This is a genomic window from Streptomyces sp. NPDC050535, from assembly GCF_044457665.1.
Taxonomy (GTDB): domain Bacteria; phylum Actinomycetota; class Actinomycetes; order Streptomycetales; family Streptomycetaceae; genus Streptomyces.
Map to the genome: position 1 here is coordinate 1 of NZ_JBITHE010000002.1, position 16,872 is coordinate 16,872.

Genomic DNA, 16,872 nt, shown 5'->3' on the forward strand with positions numbered 1-16,872 from the left:
GTCGTGAGCGCCAGCCGGTGCGCCCCCGCCTCGGCGAGCCGTCCGGTGAAGCCGGGGAGGAGGTCCTCGATCGCCCGCGCGCCGCCGGACCACAGTCCGTGCGGATGCTGGGCCTGGGGAAGGTTCTTGCGGCGCTCGGGCCCTTCGGGCAGCGCGTCGCGCTCGACGATCGTGACGACGTCCGCGGACTCGGTGAGCGCGCGGGCCGCGAGCATGCCGGCGAGGCTGCCGCCGAGGACGACGGCGGACCTCACGGGCCGTGCGCCGGACGGCCGTTCGCTCAGGGGACCGGCACTCGGGGGACTCGAACTCATGTGGCTGGCACGCTCTCTGCAGCGGCGGCCGCGCGCTCGCGGACCGCCCGGATGTCTTCGGTGTGGCGGAGGGCCCGGGACACGTCCTCGATCCCCTCCAGCAGTCTTTCCATGTCGGTGCTGTCGAGCGGGAAGCCGGCCTCGCTCTCCCGGGACCGCCGCCTGGACTCGATGGCGTCCTGGATCACCACGACACGGGCCAGCGTTCGCGCCCGGCCGATGTCCCGGCCGAGGGCGAGGGCCGCGCCGTACGCCCGCCGTCCCAGGTCCTCGTCGACGTACCTGCCGAGGCGCAGCAGAGCGTCCCTGATGAACGTCTCGCGGCGCGTCAGCCGCAGTTCGGGGGTGGACCGCAGCTTGAAGGGCACGCTTTCGCCGGTGCCGGCGCGCATCAGCTCGTACAGGGGCCGCAGCCGCCGGTGGCTGCGCCGGGTGCGCCTGCGGCGGTGCAGGTACTGGCCCGCGTACGGGAAGACGAAGCCCGCCGCGATCAGGACGGCGGACACGCAGACGACCGGCGGCGCCAGCTGGGTGCTGAGCCAGTCCAGGTCGTGGCCGGTCCAGCGGGCGACGACCGCCGTGAGTTTCGTGGCGGCGAAGAGCAGGTTCGTGGCGTAGCCGGCGCCCAGGAGTTTGAGGCCGCCGCGCAGCCACACGTCGAGGTTCCCGGTGCGGATCCAGCTCCAGATGAGTCTGGAGGTGATCAGGCAGGCGACGGTGTGCGCGAGCAGGTAGAGGACGATCTCCTCGCGCATGAAGAGCGTGGTGGCATAGTACGTGTCGAGGTCCCGGGGCCTCTCGGTCTCGACGTCGGCGAGCGCGAAGAGCACCCACAGCGCGACGATGACGGCCGAGTAGCCGGTGATCACCCAGCGCATGGCGCGGCGGGTGGCGGGCGAGCGGTCGGAGACGCCGTTGCGCCAGGCGATGATCAGCAGCAGGCAGGCCCCGGAGAACGCGGTGATGAGGCTGTAGACCAGCGGCGCCGAGATGTTCCGTACGCCGGTGACGCGGTTGGTCCAGGCGATGGTCGGCGGCGCCGCGAAGACGAAGATGGCGCAGGCCAGGGCGAGGAGGCCGCCGACGGCCCGGAGGAAGGGGTCTCTCCAGAGTTTGACGATGCTGGGCAGCTTGACCGCCAGGGCGGCGGCGAGGACCGCCACCGGCAGCCAGAAGGCGATGTAGTGCCCGGCGAGGAAATGGAAGGGGGTCATCGCCGGTCAGTCCCGGGGGCCGCGATAGCCCAGCGACGCCTGGATGGCCCGCCCGACCGGGTCGGCGGGACCCTGCCGGCCGGCGCCGGGACCGGTGACCCAGGAGCGGAAGACGCTCGCCAGGTGCAGTCCGAAGTCCTCCGCCTCGGCCTCGTGGGTCGCGTGGGATCCGTTGCGGGCGGCGACGGTGAGGGCTATCTCCTGCCAGGCGGTGCCGTTCGACAGGGCGCTCGCGGCGGCCGTGGCGTCGACGTGCCGGTTGTGGTGCCCCTGCCGCATGTGCCACAACTCGTGCCCCAGTATGACCAGTTGCTGCACGGTCTCGGCACGTTCCTCGATGATGACGAGGTCGAAGTCGTGGAACTCCATCCACAGCCCGGTGACCTCGAACTCGTCGGGGAAGCGTTCGAAGCGGAGCTGCACGGGACGGCCGTCGCGGCGTGCGCTCACCTCCTCGCACAGGGCGCGGGCCAACTCCCGTACGTCGAGCGGGGTGTCGATCCTCTTGCGCAGCGCGCGGCCGAGGTCCACCGCGTGACGGCGCATCTCGGAGTCCGCTCCGGCCGGCCGCAGTGCCACCGCGAGCGCGCGCATCCTGCGGGCGAGACTCATCGCCGCTCGCTGTTCTCGGCACGGTCCGGGCTCTGCCGGCCGGTCCGCGCGCGGGGACGCGTGAGGGTCTCGGCAGGAGGCGGGGACTCACTCACCAAGGGGCTCCCGGCAGTTGACTCGTCAAGTTCTCACGCTGGCGCCGAGACTACGTGGCCGGGTCGGGTGGCGCTACGATTTTCGTACGATACTTCCTGGCCAGGGGTGTTCGGTCGCTAGCCCCTGTTCAGGGTCCGGCTCACGCCCGCGAGCACGGCCGTGGTGAGCACCCAGCCGGCGGCGATCAGCGCGTACGCCAGCCACTGCGGACCGCTGTCCGCCCAGTACCAGTTCATCCGCTGACCCAGGCCGCCGATGGGAATCAGCAGGTCGAGCGTGTAGACGAGCGGCTGGAACGGGGCTCCCTCGTTCCCCTCGACCTGGATCGGGTCGTGAGCCGTGAAGACCAGCGTGCCGAGCAGGATCAGCGACAGGAGCCAGACGCCGGCCAGCCACGGCCGGTATCCGTATCCGACGGTGGCGTCCAGGACGTGTCCCCAGGCGCGTCCGGCCGGGGACAGCGTGCGGCGCCGGTGCCGCTGCTTCGCCAGGAGCACCCGGCGGGCGTCGTCGTCGTGACCGACCCTGCGGTAGCAGTCGGCGAGTTGCTCGTAGGGCTGGGGGCTGTAGCCGGGGCTCCGGCCGATCCAGTCCACCCGGCGGGTCACGCCTTCCCTGCGGCCCACCGCCTCGCGCCGTCGCCCCGCCCCGGTCATCTCGATGGAGCCGTAGACGAAGCCGTCCAGTTCCACCGCGTCGGGCCAGCTGTGTTCGTTCTCGTGGAGGAAGGAGACCTGGGCGCCCCGCAGGTCGACGGCGCCGGTGGGTGGTTCGGCGAGTCCGAGGTCGAGGTCGGTGGCCTGCGTCTGGAGGCAGACCAGGGCCGGTCCGGCGCCGTCGCGCGCGCCCTTCAGCCGCGCTCCCCCGAAGCTCAGGCTGTCGGAGATCCGGGCACCCCGCAGCCGTACGGTGCCCTCCGCGGTGAACCCCTCCGACAGGTCCAGCGTCGACGCCGTCACGCTGTCAGCGGCCAGCGCCACCCCGTCGGGACTGCTGATCCGCGCCCCCTTCATGAACAGACCGCCGGGCAACTGCGCGCCCGGCAGCCGCACTCCGCCCCGCGTGGTGAGGTTCTTGCAGAAGACACCGCCCTCCATGACCAGGCCGCCCGCGAACACGGCCCACTCCCCGGCGGTGGATATCCGCGCCCCGTTCAGGTTCAACTCCCCCGCCACATGGGCGTTGATGAGCGACAGACGCCCGCCTTCCAGCACCGAGCGCTTCAGGTCGAGACCCCCCTGGATCCGGGCGAGGCCGGCCTCCATGCCGGGCAGCAGGCTGTCCTTGATCCGGATCGTTCGCGTGGACGCCCCGTGCAGGCTCAACGCCTCCTCGAACCGGCAGTGTTCGAGCCAGAGGACATGGTTGATCTCCGCGCCGTCGAGGTCGAGGCGGCCGGTGATCCGCGCGCCGGTGAGACGCAGGGACGCGACGGCGCCGGACGGCTCGGCGTTGCCGCCCAGCAGCAGCGCGGCCAGCACGGCGGCCCGGACCGTGCGGTCCGGGCCCCACTGGTCACCGCGCGCCGGATCGTCGGCCTCGGGCTCACCGGCACGCAGATCCACCCGCCGCCCTTCGGGAAAGGCGTCCCATACCCGGCGCTCCGGCGGCGTCAACTCGATGTCAGGCAGCACACCGGCACAGTAACGACCGACTCCACGGGGCGGTGGGCCCGTACGGCGACTCGTGCGGACGGTTTCCGCCGCCCTGGTGTAGGAACAGTTCAGACGGTGCCCGCAGACAGTCCCCGCGGCTTCCCCGCGAAGTCGCCTACGGCTAGGAGTACGCGTGTCCTTCCTCTTTCCGGCCCTGATGGGCGGCTCGGTCGCGGAGCGGCCCGCGCTGCGGTTCGGCGACCGGTCCCTGACGTACGCGGAGCTCGCCGACGTGGCAGGGGGCCTGGCGGAGCGGCTCGGCGGAGCCGGGAGGGTCGCCGTGTGGGCGACCCCGAGCCTGGAGACCGCCGTCGCCGTGGTGGCCGCGCTGCTCGCCGGCGTACCGGCCGTGCCGCTCAACCCGAAGTCGGGGGAGAGCGAGCTGGGGCACATCCTGGCCGACAGCCGGCCGTCGGTGGTGCTCGCCGAGGCGGGGGCGAAACTCCCGTACTCCATGCGGGAGTTGGAGCGGATCGATGTGCATGTGCGCTCGGGGGGCGGCGCCGGGGAGCGCCCGGGAGAAGGTGTCGGCGGACGCCCGGGAGATGACGGTGCGGACGTCCCGGAGGACGCCGCCGCCCTCGTCGTCTACACCTCCGGCACCACCGGCCCGCCCAAGGGCGCCGTCATCCCGCGCCGGGCGATCGCCGCGACCCTCGACGCGCTGGCCGACGCCTGGCGGTGGACCGGCGACGACGTCCTGGTGCACGGGCTGCCGCTGTTCCATGTGCACGGGCTGATCCTGGGCGTGCTGGGACCCCTGCGGCGCGGCGGGTCGCTGCGGCATCTGGGCCGGTTCAGCGCGGAGGGCGTGACCCGGGAGCTGAAGGACGGCGCCACGATGCTGTTCGGGGTGCCGACGATGTACCACCGGCTCGCCGAGACCCTGGACGAGGACAGGGAACTGGCCGAGGCGCTCGGCCGGGCGCGGCTCCTGGTGTCCGGGTCCGCCGCACTGCCCGTGCACGACCACCGGCGGATCACGGCCGCGACCGGGCGGCCGGTCATCGAGCGGTACGGCATGACGGAGACCCTCATGCTGTGCTCATCCCGGTGGACACCCCCGGACCCCCGGCCGGGTGTCCGCGTGGACGGTGAGCCCCGGCCCGGGACGGTGGGCGTGCCGCTGCCCGGCGTCGGCCTGCGGCTCGTCGAGGAGGACGGATCGACGATCGCCGGGTACGACACCGACGGCGCCCCCACCGGCGCGCACGACGGAGTCAGTGTGGGCGAGATCCAGGTCCGCGGGCCGAACCTCTTCACCGAGTACCTGAACCGGCCCGACGCCACCGCCGGCGCCTTCACCGAGGACGGCTGGTTCCGCACCGGCGACATGGCGATCCTCGACGCCGACGGCTGCGTACGCATCGTCGGGCGCAGGGCCACCGACCTGATCAAGAGCGGCGGTTACAAGATCGGCGCGGGTGAGATCGAGAACGCGCTCCTTGAGCACCCCGCCGTGAGGGAGGCGGCGGTCACCGGTGAACCCGACGACGATCTCGGCGAGCGGGTCGTGGCCTGGGTGGTACCCGAAAGCGCGCCCGGGCCGGCCCTCGGCGACGAGCTCTCCGACCACGTGGCCCGCCGCCTCGCCCCGCACAAGCGCCCGCGTGCGGTGCGCTTCCTGGACGCCCTGCCCCGCAACGACATGGGCAAGATCCTCAAGCGGGCGCTGACGACGAATGACTGAGCGCCGCGCCGCCCGCGAGGCCGTCGCCCTCGTCACGGACGGCGAGTTCGACGAACTGAGCGTCCCGGTGAGGGACTTCAAGCCCGACGGCCCACTGTCCTGGCAGGGGTACGACGACTCCCGCGCCCGCGCCGCCGCCCGCACCGGCGAGGAGGAGTCCGTCGTCTGTGGCCGCGCCTCCATCGGCGGCACCCCCGCCGTACTGATCGCCTTCGAGTTCGGCTTCCTCGGCGGTTCGCTCGGCGAGCGCACCGGCGACCGGCTGGAGGCGGCGTACAGCTACGCGCGCGAGCACCGGCTCCCTCTCGTCTCGCTCGTCGCGACCGGCGGCAGCCGGATGCAGGAGGGCATGCTCGCCCTCACCCAACTCCAGCGCGTGGCACGGCAGTCGGCGCTCACCCGGGAAGCCGGTCTGGCGCAGATCGCCGTACTGCGGGACCCGACGACGGGCGGCGGCTGGGCCACGCTGGGCGCGGGCGCCGACGTGACCCTGGCGCTGCCCGGCGCCCAGGTGGGCTTCGCGGGCTCCCGGGTCCGCCCGCCGGGGGCAGACCCGGCCGCGTACACGGCCGAGGCCCAGGTGTCGGCGGGGGCGGTGGACGCCGTCGTACCGCCGGAGGCGCTGCGGGAGACGCTCGCGCTGTGGCTGAAGCTGCTCACCGGCCCCTCGACGCGGGCCGCGCCCCCTCCACCCGCCCTCGGCACGCCCGACCTCCCCGCCACCGGCCGGAACGCCCACGTGGAACTGCCCACCAGCCCTCCGACACCGGCCGCGCCCCCTCCACCCGCCCTCGGCACGCCCGACCTCCCCGCCACCGGCCGGGACGCCGTCCAGAACGCCCGCTCGCCTCACCGCCCGCATGCCCTGGCCTACTTGGACGTCTACTTCACCCGGAGGGTGGAGATCAGCGGCGACCGCTGCGGCGGCACGGACCCCGGCATGCTGTGCGGGTTCGGCTCGCACGACGGGCGGACCGTCGCGTACGCCGCCCAGTGCGGGACGGCCACCCGCCCCGCCGGTTACCGCACCGCCGCGCGCCTGATCCGCCTCGCGGGACGGCTCGGCATCCCGGTGCTGACGCTGGTGGACACCCCGGGCGCCGCGAACGACGCCGAGGCGGAGCGGCAGGGCGCGGGCTCGGCGATCGCGGACCTGTTCGCCGCCGTGGCCACCGCCCGTACGCCGGTCACCACGCTGGTGATCGGCGAGGGCGGCTCGGGCGGCGCCCTGGCCCTCGCCGCGCCCGGCAACACCTGGGTCACGCCGGACAGTTACTTCTCCGTCATCGCACCGGAGCTCGCGGCCGCGATCCTCAAACGCCCGGCCGGTGAGGTGCGGGCCACGGCGGACCAACTCCGCATCCGGCCGCAGGACCTGCTGGACCTCGGGGTCGTCCGGGGCATCGTGGGCATCGTGGGCGAATAGGGCTGCGTCGGCTCCCCCTGCCGAGAGGAGCCGACGCAGCCGGCCGGAAGGGCCCGTCGGTCCGAAGAACCCGTCGGACCGCGGAGCCGGCTACCGCACGCCCACCGCCCGGATGATCTCCTGACTGACCGAGCCGCCCCGGTCGTCCTTGGCGGACGCCCGCAGCGACACGAACTCAGCACCGCGCGGCACGGTCAGCACGCCCTTCCAGGAGGAGCCGCGTCCGGACAGCGGGACCACACGCCAGGTCTTCCCGTCGTCGTAGGACACTTCGAGCCGTCCGCCCCCGATGGTTCCGGTGTCCGGCGCGCCCTTCACGTACTCGGCGTGGATGCCCACCGGCACCCGGCCGCCGCCGCGTATCCCGCCCGCGAGGTCGGTGTCGACGTCGTAGCCGAGGTTGATGAGCGGCAGGAAGGTCCAGCGGTCCCCGGGCGTGGCCGCCGACCTGAAGGTCCACTCGGTGTGTCCCTCGGTGGAAAGCCGCCAGCGGTCCGCGTCCAGCGTCGTGTCGGTGACGACCTTGTAGGTGTGCTCGTCGGCGGGCGCGTCCCAGACGTAGGCGGCCGAACCGATGTTCCGGTCGACCAGCGAACCGTCCTGGTACACCTCCGTGAACTGGGTCATCCCCTTGTCCCCGCTCCACACGTCGCCGAAGCCGGTGTGGTCGGGCCCCGAGTCGCCCCAGCCGGGAGTGTTCAACTGGATCTGGTTGCCCTGGCGTTGTTGTCCCCAGCCGAGTCCGGTGCCGAGCCAGGGATGCCAGACGGGCTTGAACCAGTCGAGGTCGGGACGGGTGCCCCCGCGGTACGAGATCACCCCGCTGCGCTCCTCCAGCGCGCTCTCCCCGAGGTCCACGGACTCGTGCCAGAGCTGCCCGGCACCGGTGGAGACGTAGTCGGTCCGCTCGGCCGGGTAGTCGATCCGCTCCTTGAAGCCGACCCCGATGGGGAAGGTGTCGGTGATCGAGTAACGGAACTCGCCGCCCGAGTCCGCCTCGGCGCCCTTCGCCGCGTGGAACCTGGTTCCGATGGCGGCGAGTTGGCGGGAGCCCGGCTCGTACGTCAGATCCCCGCGCGGGATCGCGCCCGCGTGTCCCTCCGAAAGGTCGTACACATAGGGCGTGTTGAGCGTGCCCGTCATGTCGACGCTCCGGGCCGCCCGCAGTCTGACCGCGTCCGCCGTGTTGACCGTGGCGACCTGCAACGGCCGGTCGGCGTAGTCACCGGTCCCGAACCAGGCGTTGAGGCGTCCCGCCGTGCCGTCGGTGACGAACAGCGCCTCGGCGCCCGCGTCCTGGGCGGCCTGGGCGAGCGCGGCGGGGTCGGCGCCGTCGGCGAGCCGCGCGAGGACGGCCTTGCCCCGGACCCTCGTGAAGGGACCGTCCCCTACGTCGACCAGCGGCAGTCTGCTACGCCCCTCGGCCAGTGTCGTGCCCGGCTGGAGGACCGCCTCTCGGACGCCCTTGACCTCCAGGAGCGGCTTCCCGAGCCGCCACACGGTCCGGTACTCGAAGCTGCCCCGCGTGACCTTCGGGGTGGGGGCGGCGAAGATGCTGTCGTACTTCACCGGCACCTGGACCGCGCCGAAGAGGTCGGCGCCGCCCGCGTTGCGGTCGTACTCCATCAGCAACTGCCGGGTCTCGGTGCGCCGCTCGACCTTCGCGCTGATCTCCGTCAGCTTCCGTCCGTCGAGGGTGATCTCGCGGTCCCGGTCGAGGGTGACCTCGGGTGCCGTGAGGAAGCCGAGCCCGAGCGAGTCGGCGCCGTGGCTGCCGCGGACGCCGAGGAAGGTGTCGACGCTGTACGTCCCCGGCCGCAGCCGGAGTTCGAGCGTGCCGGAGTCGCCGACCGCCGCCGGGGACGGGTAGGCGTCCTGGGTGAGCTGCTGGACCACGAGGTCGGCGGCGGTTCCGGCCCCGTCACGGTCCAGGACGTGCACGGTGAGCGTGTACCGCTCCTCCTCCTTGACCAGCCCGAACACGGTGTGCGCGACGGGGGTGCCGGCCACCGAGGCGACGATCTGCCCGGAGGTGTTGCCGACGGCCGCCTTCGCCCCGTCGCCCGTCACCGTGGTGGCCGCGGTCCCGTGCGCGGGCACGGTGAGCGTGGAGTCGGCGAGGGTCGCCACACCGTCCGGTGCGCCCTGCACGGCGAGGCTCAACTCGACCGCCGAGTCGGATGAGTTGGTGTACGTCACCGTCTTCGTGACGGGCTCGTTCGCCTCGTGGGGCCAGCCGTAGAAGCCGAGGTCCGCGCTGCCGGTGGCGGTGACCGCCGCGCCGATCGCGTCCGGCACGCTCACACGTCCGGAGCCCAGGACATAGGCGGACGCGTCGAGTTGCTCCGACGTGGACATCAGCGCGTCCTTGAGCCGCGCGCCGGTCCAGTCGGGGTGCTTCTCGGCGAGCAGGGCCGCCACTCCCGCGACATGCGGTGTCGCCATCGACGTACCGCTCATGCTCGTGTAGTAGCCGTCTCCGGAGACGAGTTGGGAGCGCGCGGCGAGGATGTCGACGCCCGGCGCGGACAGGTCGGGCTTCAGCGCGTTGTCGCCGAGTCGCGGGCCGGCGCTGGTGAAGTAGGCCGCCTCGTCGGCCGAGTCCACCGCGCCGATGGCCAGGGAGGAGTCGGCGGCGGCGGGTGAGCCGATGGAGGAGGGGGCGCCGGTGTTGCCCGCGGCGACGACGAAGAGCGCGCCGGTCTCCGCGGACAGGGTGTCGACCGCCTCGGCCATGGGGTCGGTGCCGTCGCTGGCCTCGGACGAGCCGAGGCTCATGGAGATCACCCGGGCGCCCACGTCACGCGCGGCCCACTCCATGCCGGCGATGATCTGCGACTCGCTGCCCGATCCCTGGTCGCTGAGCACCTTGCCGACGGCGAGCGTGGCCCCGGGCGCGACGCCCTTCTCCAGCCCCTCCGAGGCCGCACCGCTGCCGCCCACCGTCGAAGTGACGTGCGTGCCATGCCCGTTGCGGTCGGCGACCTCCTCGCCCTCGATGAAGCTCTTCGTCGCCGAGACGCGTCCGGCGAGGTCGGGATGTCCGGCGTCGACGCCCGTGTCGAGGACGGCGACCGTGACCCCCTTCCCGGTGAGTCCGGCCTCCCATGCCCGCGCCGTACCGATCTGCGCGTTGCTCTCCGCCATGTCGGCCGTGACCCGGCCGTCGAGCCACACCTTCTCGATGCCGTCCTGGGCGGTCAGCGCCTGCCAGAACGTCCGGCCCTTGTCGGCGTCGAGGGCGGCGCCCCCGATGCTCGGCAGCACACGCGTCCGCTCCGCGCCGCGCGGGGTGAGGGACCGCGCCTTCTTCTCGTACGTCACGATCAGCGGCAGTTCGGCCGTCTTCTGGTCGGTCAGCCCCTGCCGTATCAGCTCGCTCACGTCGAACAGCCGCCGGTCGAGGGTGCCCGCCCGCAGATACGGCAGGGCCTCGTCCGGTACGACGGTGACGGTGCCGTTCGCCACCTGTGTGCGCACCGCGCCGGTGGCACCCCTGGGGCGCTCGACGGTGACCGTCTTCTTCCCGCCGCCGAGGTCGGTGACGGTCACCTCGTCGCCGGTGACGAGCGTGACGGTGCGGGCGGCACTCACCGCCCGTGCCGTACTCCCCGCCCGTGCCGTGCCCACCGCCCCGGGCTCGGTGTCCGCCGCGGCCGCCGACTGCCCGGCGGGCAGCAGGGCGATCACGAGCCCGGCCGACAACAGGGCCGCCCCGCGTCTCGCTGGTCCTCTGGTCATCATCGCCCTTTCCTCCTCAACGGCATGCCGTGGTGCTGCGAAGAGTGTCGGGTGGCCCGTGTTTCCCCGGAGTTGACGGAACCTGGCGGGAAGGTGCCCTGGCGGCTTCCCGCCAGAACAGACGGGTACGAGCCGCGGAAACCGGGACAGCCCCGCGCACCGTCCGTAACAAGGAGAGCGCGGGCAGGGCACGCACGAACTTGTCCCTGTCGAGTTCCGGCGGTGGCGCCTTCGCCGCGTCCGTCGAGCCGGCCCGGCATGTCGACGACCCGGTCGCCTTCGTACGCGGCGAGCCCGCCGACGTGCGGGAACGCCTCCTCGACCACTTCGTCCAGGAGTGCCGCCGTATCACCCGACGCCATCCGCTCCGCCGAGCGGCCGCGGCCGAGCACGCGGTCCACGAGGGGCTGCGCAGATGGCCGGTGCCGGGCCTGTCGGTGACGTGCGCCGTGCGGCTCGCGCCGGAGGCGAGGCCGTCCTCCGCGGCCCGGGCGCGGCGACCGACCCCGAAACGGCGGGATCGGCGCGGCCCCTGACCGCCCCGCCGCCAAGACCACCCGTCCAGCGGCACCCCACCCGGCCCCCCACAGAAGGCGACACCCCGTCAGCGACCGCACGATGCGAGAGAGGACCGCCGTCCGGCGGAACCCCTCGGTCTGCGCTCTCGGGAGGATCTGCCATGACCGACAGTCTGGAGCAGTTGCGCCGCTGCCACTTCGCCGTCGATCTGGGCGCGGCGAGGACCCGTGTGTACGTGAAGGGCGCGGGGCTGGTCGTCGACCAGCCGAGCGTCGCCGCGATCAACACGAAGACGGGCGCGCTGATCGCGGTCGGCGAGTTCGCGGAGAAGATGACGGGGCGTACCCCCGACTACATCCGGGTCGTCCGGCCGGTGTCCGGCGGCACGGTCGTCGACATCGAGATGGCGCAGCGGATGCTGCGGCAGCTGCTCGGTGACAAGGTCCGCCGCACGCTGCGCCGCAAGCCCCGGCTGCGGGCGGCCGCCTGCACACCGCACGACGCGGACCCGCTGGCCCAGCGTGCCGCGATCGAGACGCTCGTCGGTCTCGGAGCGCGACGGGTCGAACTGGTCGACACGCTGATCGCCGCCGCCGTCGGCTGCGGACTGCCCGTGGAGCGTCCCGAGGCCACCATGATCATGGTGTGCGGGGCCGCCGCGACCCAGCTCGCCGTGCTGTCACTGGGCTCGATCGTCACCGCCGAGCGCATCCCGGTGGGCGGCGAGGCCGTCGACCACGCGATCGTGCAGCACCTGCGCCACCAGCACGAGCTGATGCTGCCGAGCCAGGCCGTACGACCCCTGCAGCTCGCGCTCTCCGGCAACGGGCTCACCCCGCACGGCCCGGCGTCGACGGAGATCCACGGGCGGGACGTGGCGACCGGCCTCGCGCGTTCCGTGCAGGTCGACACCGCCGCCGTACGCAATGCGATCCAGACCCCGCTGACCGCCGTGCTCGACGGCATCGGCAAGGTGCTGCGGGCGTGCCCGCCGGATCTGGTCGCCGACCTCGCCGACCGCGGGATCATGATGGTCGGCGGCAGCGCTCTGCTCCCCGGGCTCGACCAGATGCTGCGGCACGCGACGGGCATGCCCGTCCACATCGCCGAGCGGCCGGACGTCTGCGCCGTCCAGGGGCTCGGCTACATGCTGGAGGGCAGGATCGAGCCGCTGGTCCTGGACCCGCTGGCGGACTGACGGCCCGGCGTCACGAAGGCCCCGTATGAACGGTCCCGTGCCCGGTCTCCCGCCGCTCCTCGAAGCCGTCCTCAACGTCGGTACCGACCTCGAACTGCGCGTCACGCTCCAGCACATCGTGGACAGTGCCGCCGAGCTGACGGGCGCCGGGTACGCGGCGCTGAGCCTGACCGACCCGGGGTACGACGGACTCGTGGGGATCCGTACGGCGGGCGCGTCCCCGGACGCCCCGTCCCAGGACGCCCCGTCCCCGAACCCGGGCCCGTCCCCGTCCCCGGACCTGTCCCCGGCCCCGTCGCCGGGCGGCACCGGGCGGTCGGGCTCCTCCCTCGGCGTCCCCATCCGTGTCGACGACGAGGTGTTCGGCACGCTCCATCTCGCCGGCAAGCGGGCGGGCGGCCGATTCACCCGGCAGGACGGGCAGCTGCTCCACCTGCTGGCCACCCAGGCGGGCATCGCGATCGGCAACGCCCGGCTCTACGAGACGGCCCGGCAGCGCGAGCGCTGGATCGAGGGCGCGGCGGCCGTCACGACCGCGCTGCTCACCGGCGAGAGTGCCGCCGACGCCCTGATGACGGTCGCCGAACGGGCCCGGGTCCTCGCCGACGCGGCGGCCGGCGTCATCCTCCAGGCCACCCCGGAGGGCGGCATGGAGATCGTGACCGCCTCCACCCTCGACGACCCCGGGGACATCGTCGGCACGGTCATCGAGCCGGGCAGCCCCGTCCTCGTACAACTCCTCGGCGGCGAACCGGTGTACATCGAGGACTCGGCCACCGACCCCCGGATGACCACGCACGTACGAGCCCGCTTCGGACCGAGCATGATGCTCCCCCTCCAGGCCGACGGCCGCCTCATCGGCACGCTCGCCCTCCCCCGCCGGCGCGGCGGCCGGCCCTACACCTCGGTGGAGCGCCTGCTCGCCACCCAGTTCGCCTCCCAGGCCGCGCTGGCACTCGTCCTCGCGGACGCCCAGCACCGCCGCGAACGGCTCGCCGTCTACGAGGACCGCGACCGCATCGCCCGCGATCTGCACGACCTCGTCGTGCAACGGCTGTTCGCCACCGGAATGATGCTGGAGTCGACGCAACGCCGCGCGGCCGGTGCCGGTACGGGGACCGGCCGCGACGGCACAGGGACCGGCCGCGACGACACGGGCGATGACACCGACGACGTACACGCCACCCTCGGCCGCGCGGTCGACGAGCTTCAGTCCACCATCCAGGAAGTCCGCACCGCGATCTTCGCCCTCCAGCAACCGCCCGCGGACGCCCCCACCACCTTCCGCGGCAAGGTCCTGCGCGAGACGGCCGCCGCGGCGGCCACCCTCGGCTTCCAGCCGTCCGTCCACTTCACCGGCCCCGTGGAGAACCGCGTCACGGAGCCCGTCGCCGGCCATCTGCTCACCGCCCTGCGCCGCAAACTGACCGCCGCGTCACGCCGTCCCGGGGTGTCCCGCGTCCAGATCACCGTGGACGCGACGGCCACCCTCCCCAACGGCCGCCCCGGCCTCGTCCTGACCGTGCACGACGACGGGGTGAGAGACGACGGGGAGGGCAGCGGTACGACAGTCACGTGGCGGTCACCGCTTTGAGCGACCGGCACCCGCCGAACTCACGTCTCCCGGATCGGGCCGCCGTGCAAGCCCTTCGACCCGGATTCAGTCTGTCGGGCTCCCTCCGATTGCAGAAACCCCCGCCAGGCACTATGCAGGAACACAGAGAAGTCCAACGTCCAGTCAATTTCGACCCGGACTCCAGACCCCAACTGCTACTCTCCGCCTCAGCACCTACTCCTCTTAACGAAAGTCCCAAAAAAAATGAACCTTTCGGTGATGCCGGCGTCGCACCGCTCCGCCGCGCCCCAGCCCATGCGGCGGTCGCACACGCCCCTGTCGGCCATCGACCCGCTCGGGACTGCCGCCGTAAGGTCCGCCGGACGCGTGACGGACATCCCCGGACGCCGTCCGGTCCGCCCGATCACCTTCGACTCGGCGCTGTAGGGCACACACACTTCGACAAGGGCGCGCCAGGCGGCTACCACCCCCCACCAGGTGCGCCCTTGTCGTGCGCCGGAGCCATCAACAGCACGGAGACGTAAGGGAGTTCACGGTACGCGCCACCCCTCGGCGCCACTATCGTTCCCCGGGTGAAGCTGCAACAGCTCGTCCTCAAGATCCATAGCAGATGCGACCTCGCCTGCGACCACTGCTATGTCTACGAGCATGCCGATCAGAGCTGGCAAGGGCGCCCGACCGTCATTTCCGAGGAAACGCTCGGGAAAGTCGCCCAGCGATTCGCGGCATATGCCGAATCGCATAAACTGCCTTCTGTTTCCGTGATCCTTCACGGTGGTGAACCCCTTTTGGTGGGTCCCGCCCGTATGAGAAACATCTGTGCGGAACTCACACGCACTATCGCTCCGGTCACCAAGCTCAATCTTCATATCCACACCAATGGGGTCCAGCTCAACACCCGCCATCTCGAAGTGTTCAAGGAATTCGGCGTCAGGGTGAGCGTCTCGCTCGACGGCGACCGGGTGGCCAACGACCGGCACCGGCGCGACCGCAGGCGGCGCAGCAGCTACGACCGGGTGGTACGCGCGGTCAACCTGTTGCGGACCCCCGAGTACCGGCATCTCTACAGCGGTCTGCTGTGCACCGTGGACGTGGCCAATGATCCGGTCGCGGTGCACGACGCCCTGGTGTCCCTGCGTCCGCCTCGCATCGACTACCTGCTTCCGCACTCCACCTGGGACAGCCCGCCGCCCAGACCCGCCGCCGCACCGGCCGCGTACGCCGACTGGCTGCTCAGGATCTTCGACCGCTGGGACCGGCAGGGCCGTACGGTGTCGGTGCGGACCTTCGAGTCGGTCCTCAGTACTCTGCGGGGCGGCCCGAGCCTGACGGAGGCGATGGGACTCGCCCCCAGCGATCTCGCGGTCGTGGAGACCGATGGCAGTTTCGAGCAGGCGGACTCGCTGAAGACGGCCTATGACGGGGCCCCCGCGACCGGTTATCACGCCTCCCGGCACAGCTTCGAGGAGTTCGCTCAGCATCCCGGCGTACGCGCGCGCCAACTCGGCCTCGCGGGTGTCAGCGAGACCTGCCGCGGTTGCCCGGTGATCGAGTCGTGCGGCGGCGGGCTCTACGCACACCGGTACAGCAGTGGCCGCGGCTTCGACAACCCATCCGCCTTCTGTGCGGACCTGCGCGCCTTCGTCGACGGCGTCGCCGAGCGGATCACCGAGCACGCGCTCAGCCCTGCCGTCCACAGCGGCGAGGAACTCCGCTTCGCCCAGGGCGAGTCGATCCGGTTCTGGCTCTCGCGCGTCGCGGCCATGCACGCGGGAGAGCCCGACTGGGACGAGGTGTGGCGGGCCTTCCTGAACCTGGACGGCATGGCCGCTGTGACGCCGTACGTCGACCAGATCCTCGCCCATCCCTACCTCTACACCACGCTGAAGAGCTGTCTGCACGACCGGGTCACCGCCCCGGCGCCGCTCGGCTCGGCGATCACCGCGGTCGCCGTCCGCGCGAGGGCCGACGTCAAGCTCGCCTGGGACCAGACGGAGCCGGGGCTGCACCTGCCGACCCTGGGAACCCTGACGCTCCCGGCACCCGGCCGGGTCGAGGTCACGGTGAACTCGGGCCGCCTGCACGTGCGTGCCGAGGACGGCACGGAGTACTCGCCCGAGGACACCCCGGCGGCCTGGCGGCCCCTTCGTTTCGTGGACCTCGGTGACGGCACTCCCCTGCTCATCGACGACGCCGACCCGCTCCGCGACTGCTTCCCCGTCCCCGTCGCCGCTCCCCTGGACCCCGACGACCTGACCCGGTTCACCGAACGGCTGCGGACGGCAGCGGAGTTGACGAGAGAACGGATGCCCGGCCGGCACGAAGACGGCAACACCCTCCTCACCACCACGGTCACCCCGCTCGTGGCGGGTTCAGGGGTGCGGCTCGGCGCCCACGGGCTGGGCGCGCTGGGAGTGGCCGTCGATTTCGAGCCGGTGGAGTTCCTACGGGAACTGCCGCGCGCCGGTCGCCTGGCCCGGCTCACCGCGCTGCGGGAGACGGTCGATCTGAACGTGCCGGGCAACCGGGCCGGGCGGCTGCTCGACGAGGCGAGCCGTGCGCTCGGCGACGCCGCGTTCCACAGCGGCGAGGCGACGGAGCGGGCCGCCGCGCTGGAGAGTGCGGGCCGTGCCCTGGATCAGCTGACGGCCCTCCCCGAGCGGCAACTCACGGAAACAGGCGCGGTGTTGGCGGCAGAGATGCGGACCGAGTGGGCCGAATGGAGCGAGCAGGAGGGGGTCTCACGGCGGGCATCTTCCTGATCTGCTCCTGAAAGACAGGGACTTCGGGACGATCGGGGCCCGACCGCCGAATGATCTCGTGACGGAACG

At 72.4% G+C, this 16,872-nt stretch carries 11 protein-coding genes and 1 pseudogene; 7 read left to right on the plus strand and 5 right to left on the minus strand.

Going from position 1 to position 16,872, the window contains the following annotated elements; genetic code table 11:
• From ACIBLC_RS05025 to ACIBLC_RS05040, 4 genes and pseudogenes are all read right to left on the minus strand, one after another.
• A pseudogene (locus ACIBLC_RS05025) lies at positions 1-215 on the minus strand (pyridine nucleotide-disulfide oxidoreductase); the annotation flags it as partial.
• Positions 216-310: 95 nt separating this feature from the next.
• Positions 311-1,528 carry an MAB_1171c family putative transporter gene (locus ACIBLC_RS05030; RefSeq protein WP_399209291.1) on the minus strand — a complete coding sequence of 406 codons (1,218 nt, stop codon included), beginning with the start codon at positions 1,526-1,528 and terminating at the stop codon, positions 311-313.
• 6 nt (positions 1,529-1,534) lie between these two features.
• Positions 1,535-2,140: a toxin-antitoxin system, toxin component gene (locus ACIBLC_RS05035; RefSeq protein ID WP_399209292.1), complete on the minus strand. Its 606-nt coding sequence runs from the start codon at positions 2,138-2,140 to the stop codon at positions 1,535-1,537.
• 212 nt (positions 2,141-2,352) lie between these two features.
• A complete protein-coding gene (locus ACIBLC_RS05040) occupies positions 2,353-3,870 on the minus strand; it encodes an oxidoreductase (protein WP_399209293.1) in 1,518 nt (505 codons plus the stop codon).
• A gap of 154 nt (positions 3,871-4,024) precedes the next feature.
• On the opposite strand from ACIBLC_RS05040, the gene ACIBLC_RS05045 reads away from it, so the two are divergent.
• Together ACIBLC_RS05045 and ACIBLC_RS05050 are read left to right on the plus strand one after the other, a co-directional pair.
• The gene (locus ACIBLC_RS05045; protein ID WP_399209294.1) at positions 4,025-5,581 is read left to right on the plus strand and encodes an acyl-CoA synthetase; all 1,557 of its coding nucleotides are present in this window, start codon (positions 4,025-4,027) and stop codon (positions 5,579-5,581) included.
• Positions 5,574-7,007: a carboxyl transferase domain-containing protein gene (locus ACIBLC_RS05050; protein ID WP_399209295.1), complete on the plus strand. Its 1,434-nt coding sequence runs from the start codon at positions 5,574-5,576 to the stop codon at positions 7,005-7,007. Before ACIBLC_RS05045 ends, ACIBLC_RS05050 begins: the two co-directional genes overlap by 8 nt.
• Before the next feature lie 90 nt (positions 7,008-7,097).
• On the opposite strand, the gene ACIBLC_RS05055 is transcribed toward ACIBLC_RS05050, so the two are convergent.
• The gene (locus tag ACIBLC_RS05055) at positions 7,098-10,748 is read right to left on the minus strand and encodes a S8 family serine peptidase (protein WP_399209297.1); all 3,651 of its coding nucleotides are present in this window, start codon (positions 10,746-10,748) and stop codon (positions 7,098-7,100) included.
• 200 nt (positions 10,749-10,948) lie between these two features.
• Here ACIBLC_RS05055 and ACIBLC_RS05060 point away from each other — a divergent pair, with 200 nt between their 5' ends.
• The 5 genes from ACIBLC_RS05060 to fxsBH all read left to right on the plus strand — a co-directional run bounded on the left by ACIBLC_RS05060 (position 10,949) and on the right by fxsBH (position 16,803).
• Positions 10,949-11,284: a hypothetical protein gene (locus ACIBLC_RS05060; protein WP_399209298.1), complete on the plus strand. Its 336-nt coding sequence runs from the start codon at positions 10,949-10,951 to the stop codon at positions 11,282-11,284.
• Between the two features lie 143 nt (positions 11,285-11,427).
• Positions 11,428-12,465: a rod shape-determining protein gene (locus ACIBLC_RS05065; protein WP_399209299.1), complete on the plus strand. Its 1,038-nt coding sequence runs from the start codon at positions 11,428-11,430 to the stop codon at positions 12,463-12,465.
• A gap of 25 nt (positions 12,466-12,490) precedes the next feature.
• Positions 12,491-14,059, plus strand: a complete 1,569-nt coding sequence (locus tag ACIBLC_RS05070; RefSeq protein ID WP_399209301.1) for a GAF domain-containing sensor histidine kinase — start codon at positions 12,491-12,493, stop codon at positions 14,057-14,059.
• A 240-nt stretch (positions 14,060-14,299) separates the two neighbouring features.
• On the plus strand, positions 14,300-14,467 hold the full coding sequence (locus tag ACIBLC_RS05075) for a hypothetical protein (RefSeq protein ID WP_399209303.1): 168 nt from the start codon (positions 14,300-14,302) through the stop codon (positions 14,465-14,467).
• A gap of 146 nt (positions 14,468-14,613) precedes the next feature.
• Positions 14,614-16,803 (plus strand): radical SAM/SPASM protein FxsBH, inactivated beta-hydroxylase extension form, encoded by a 2,190-nt coding sequence (gene fxsBH / locus ACIBLC_RS05080; RefSeq protein WP_399209304.1) that lies wholly within the window; start codon positions 14,614-14,616, stop codon positions 16,801-16,803.
• The last annotated feature ends 69 nt before the right edge of the window (positions 16,804-16,872 follow it).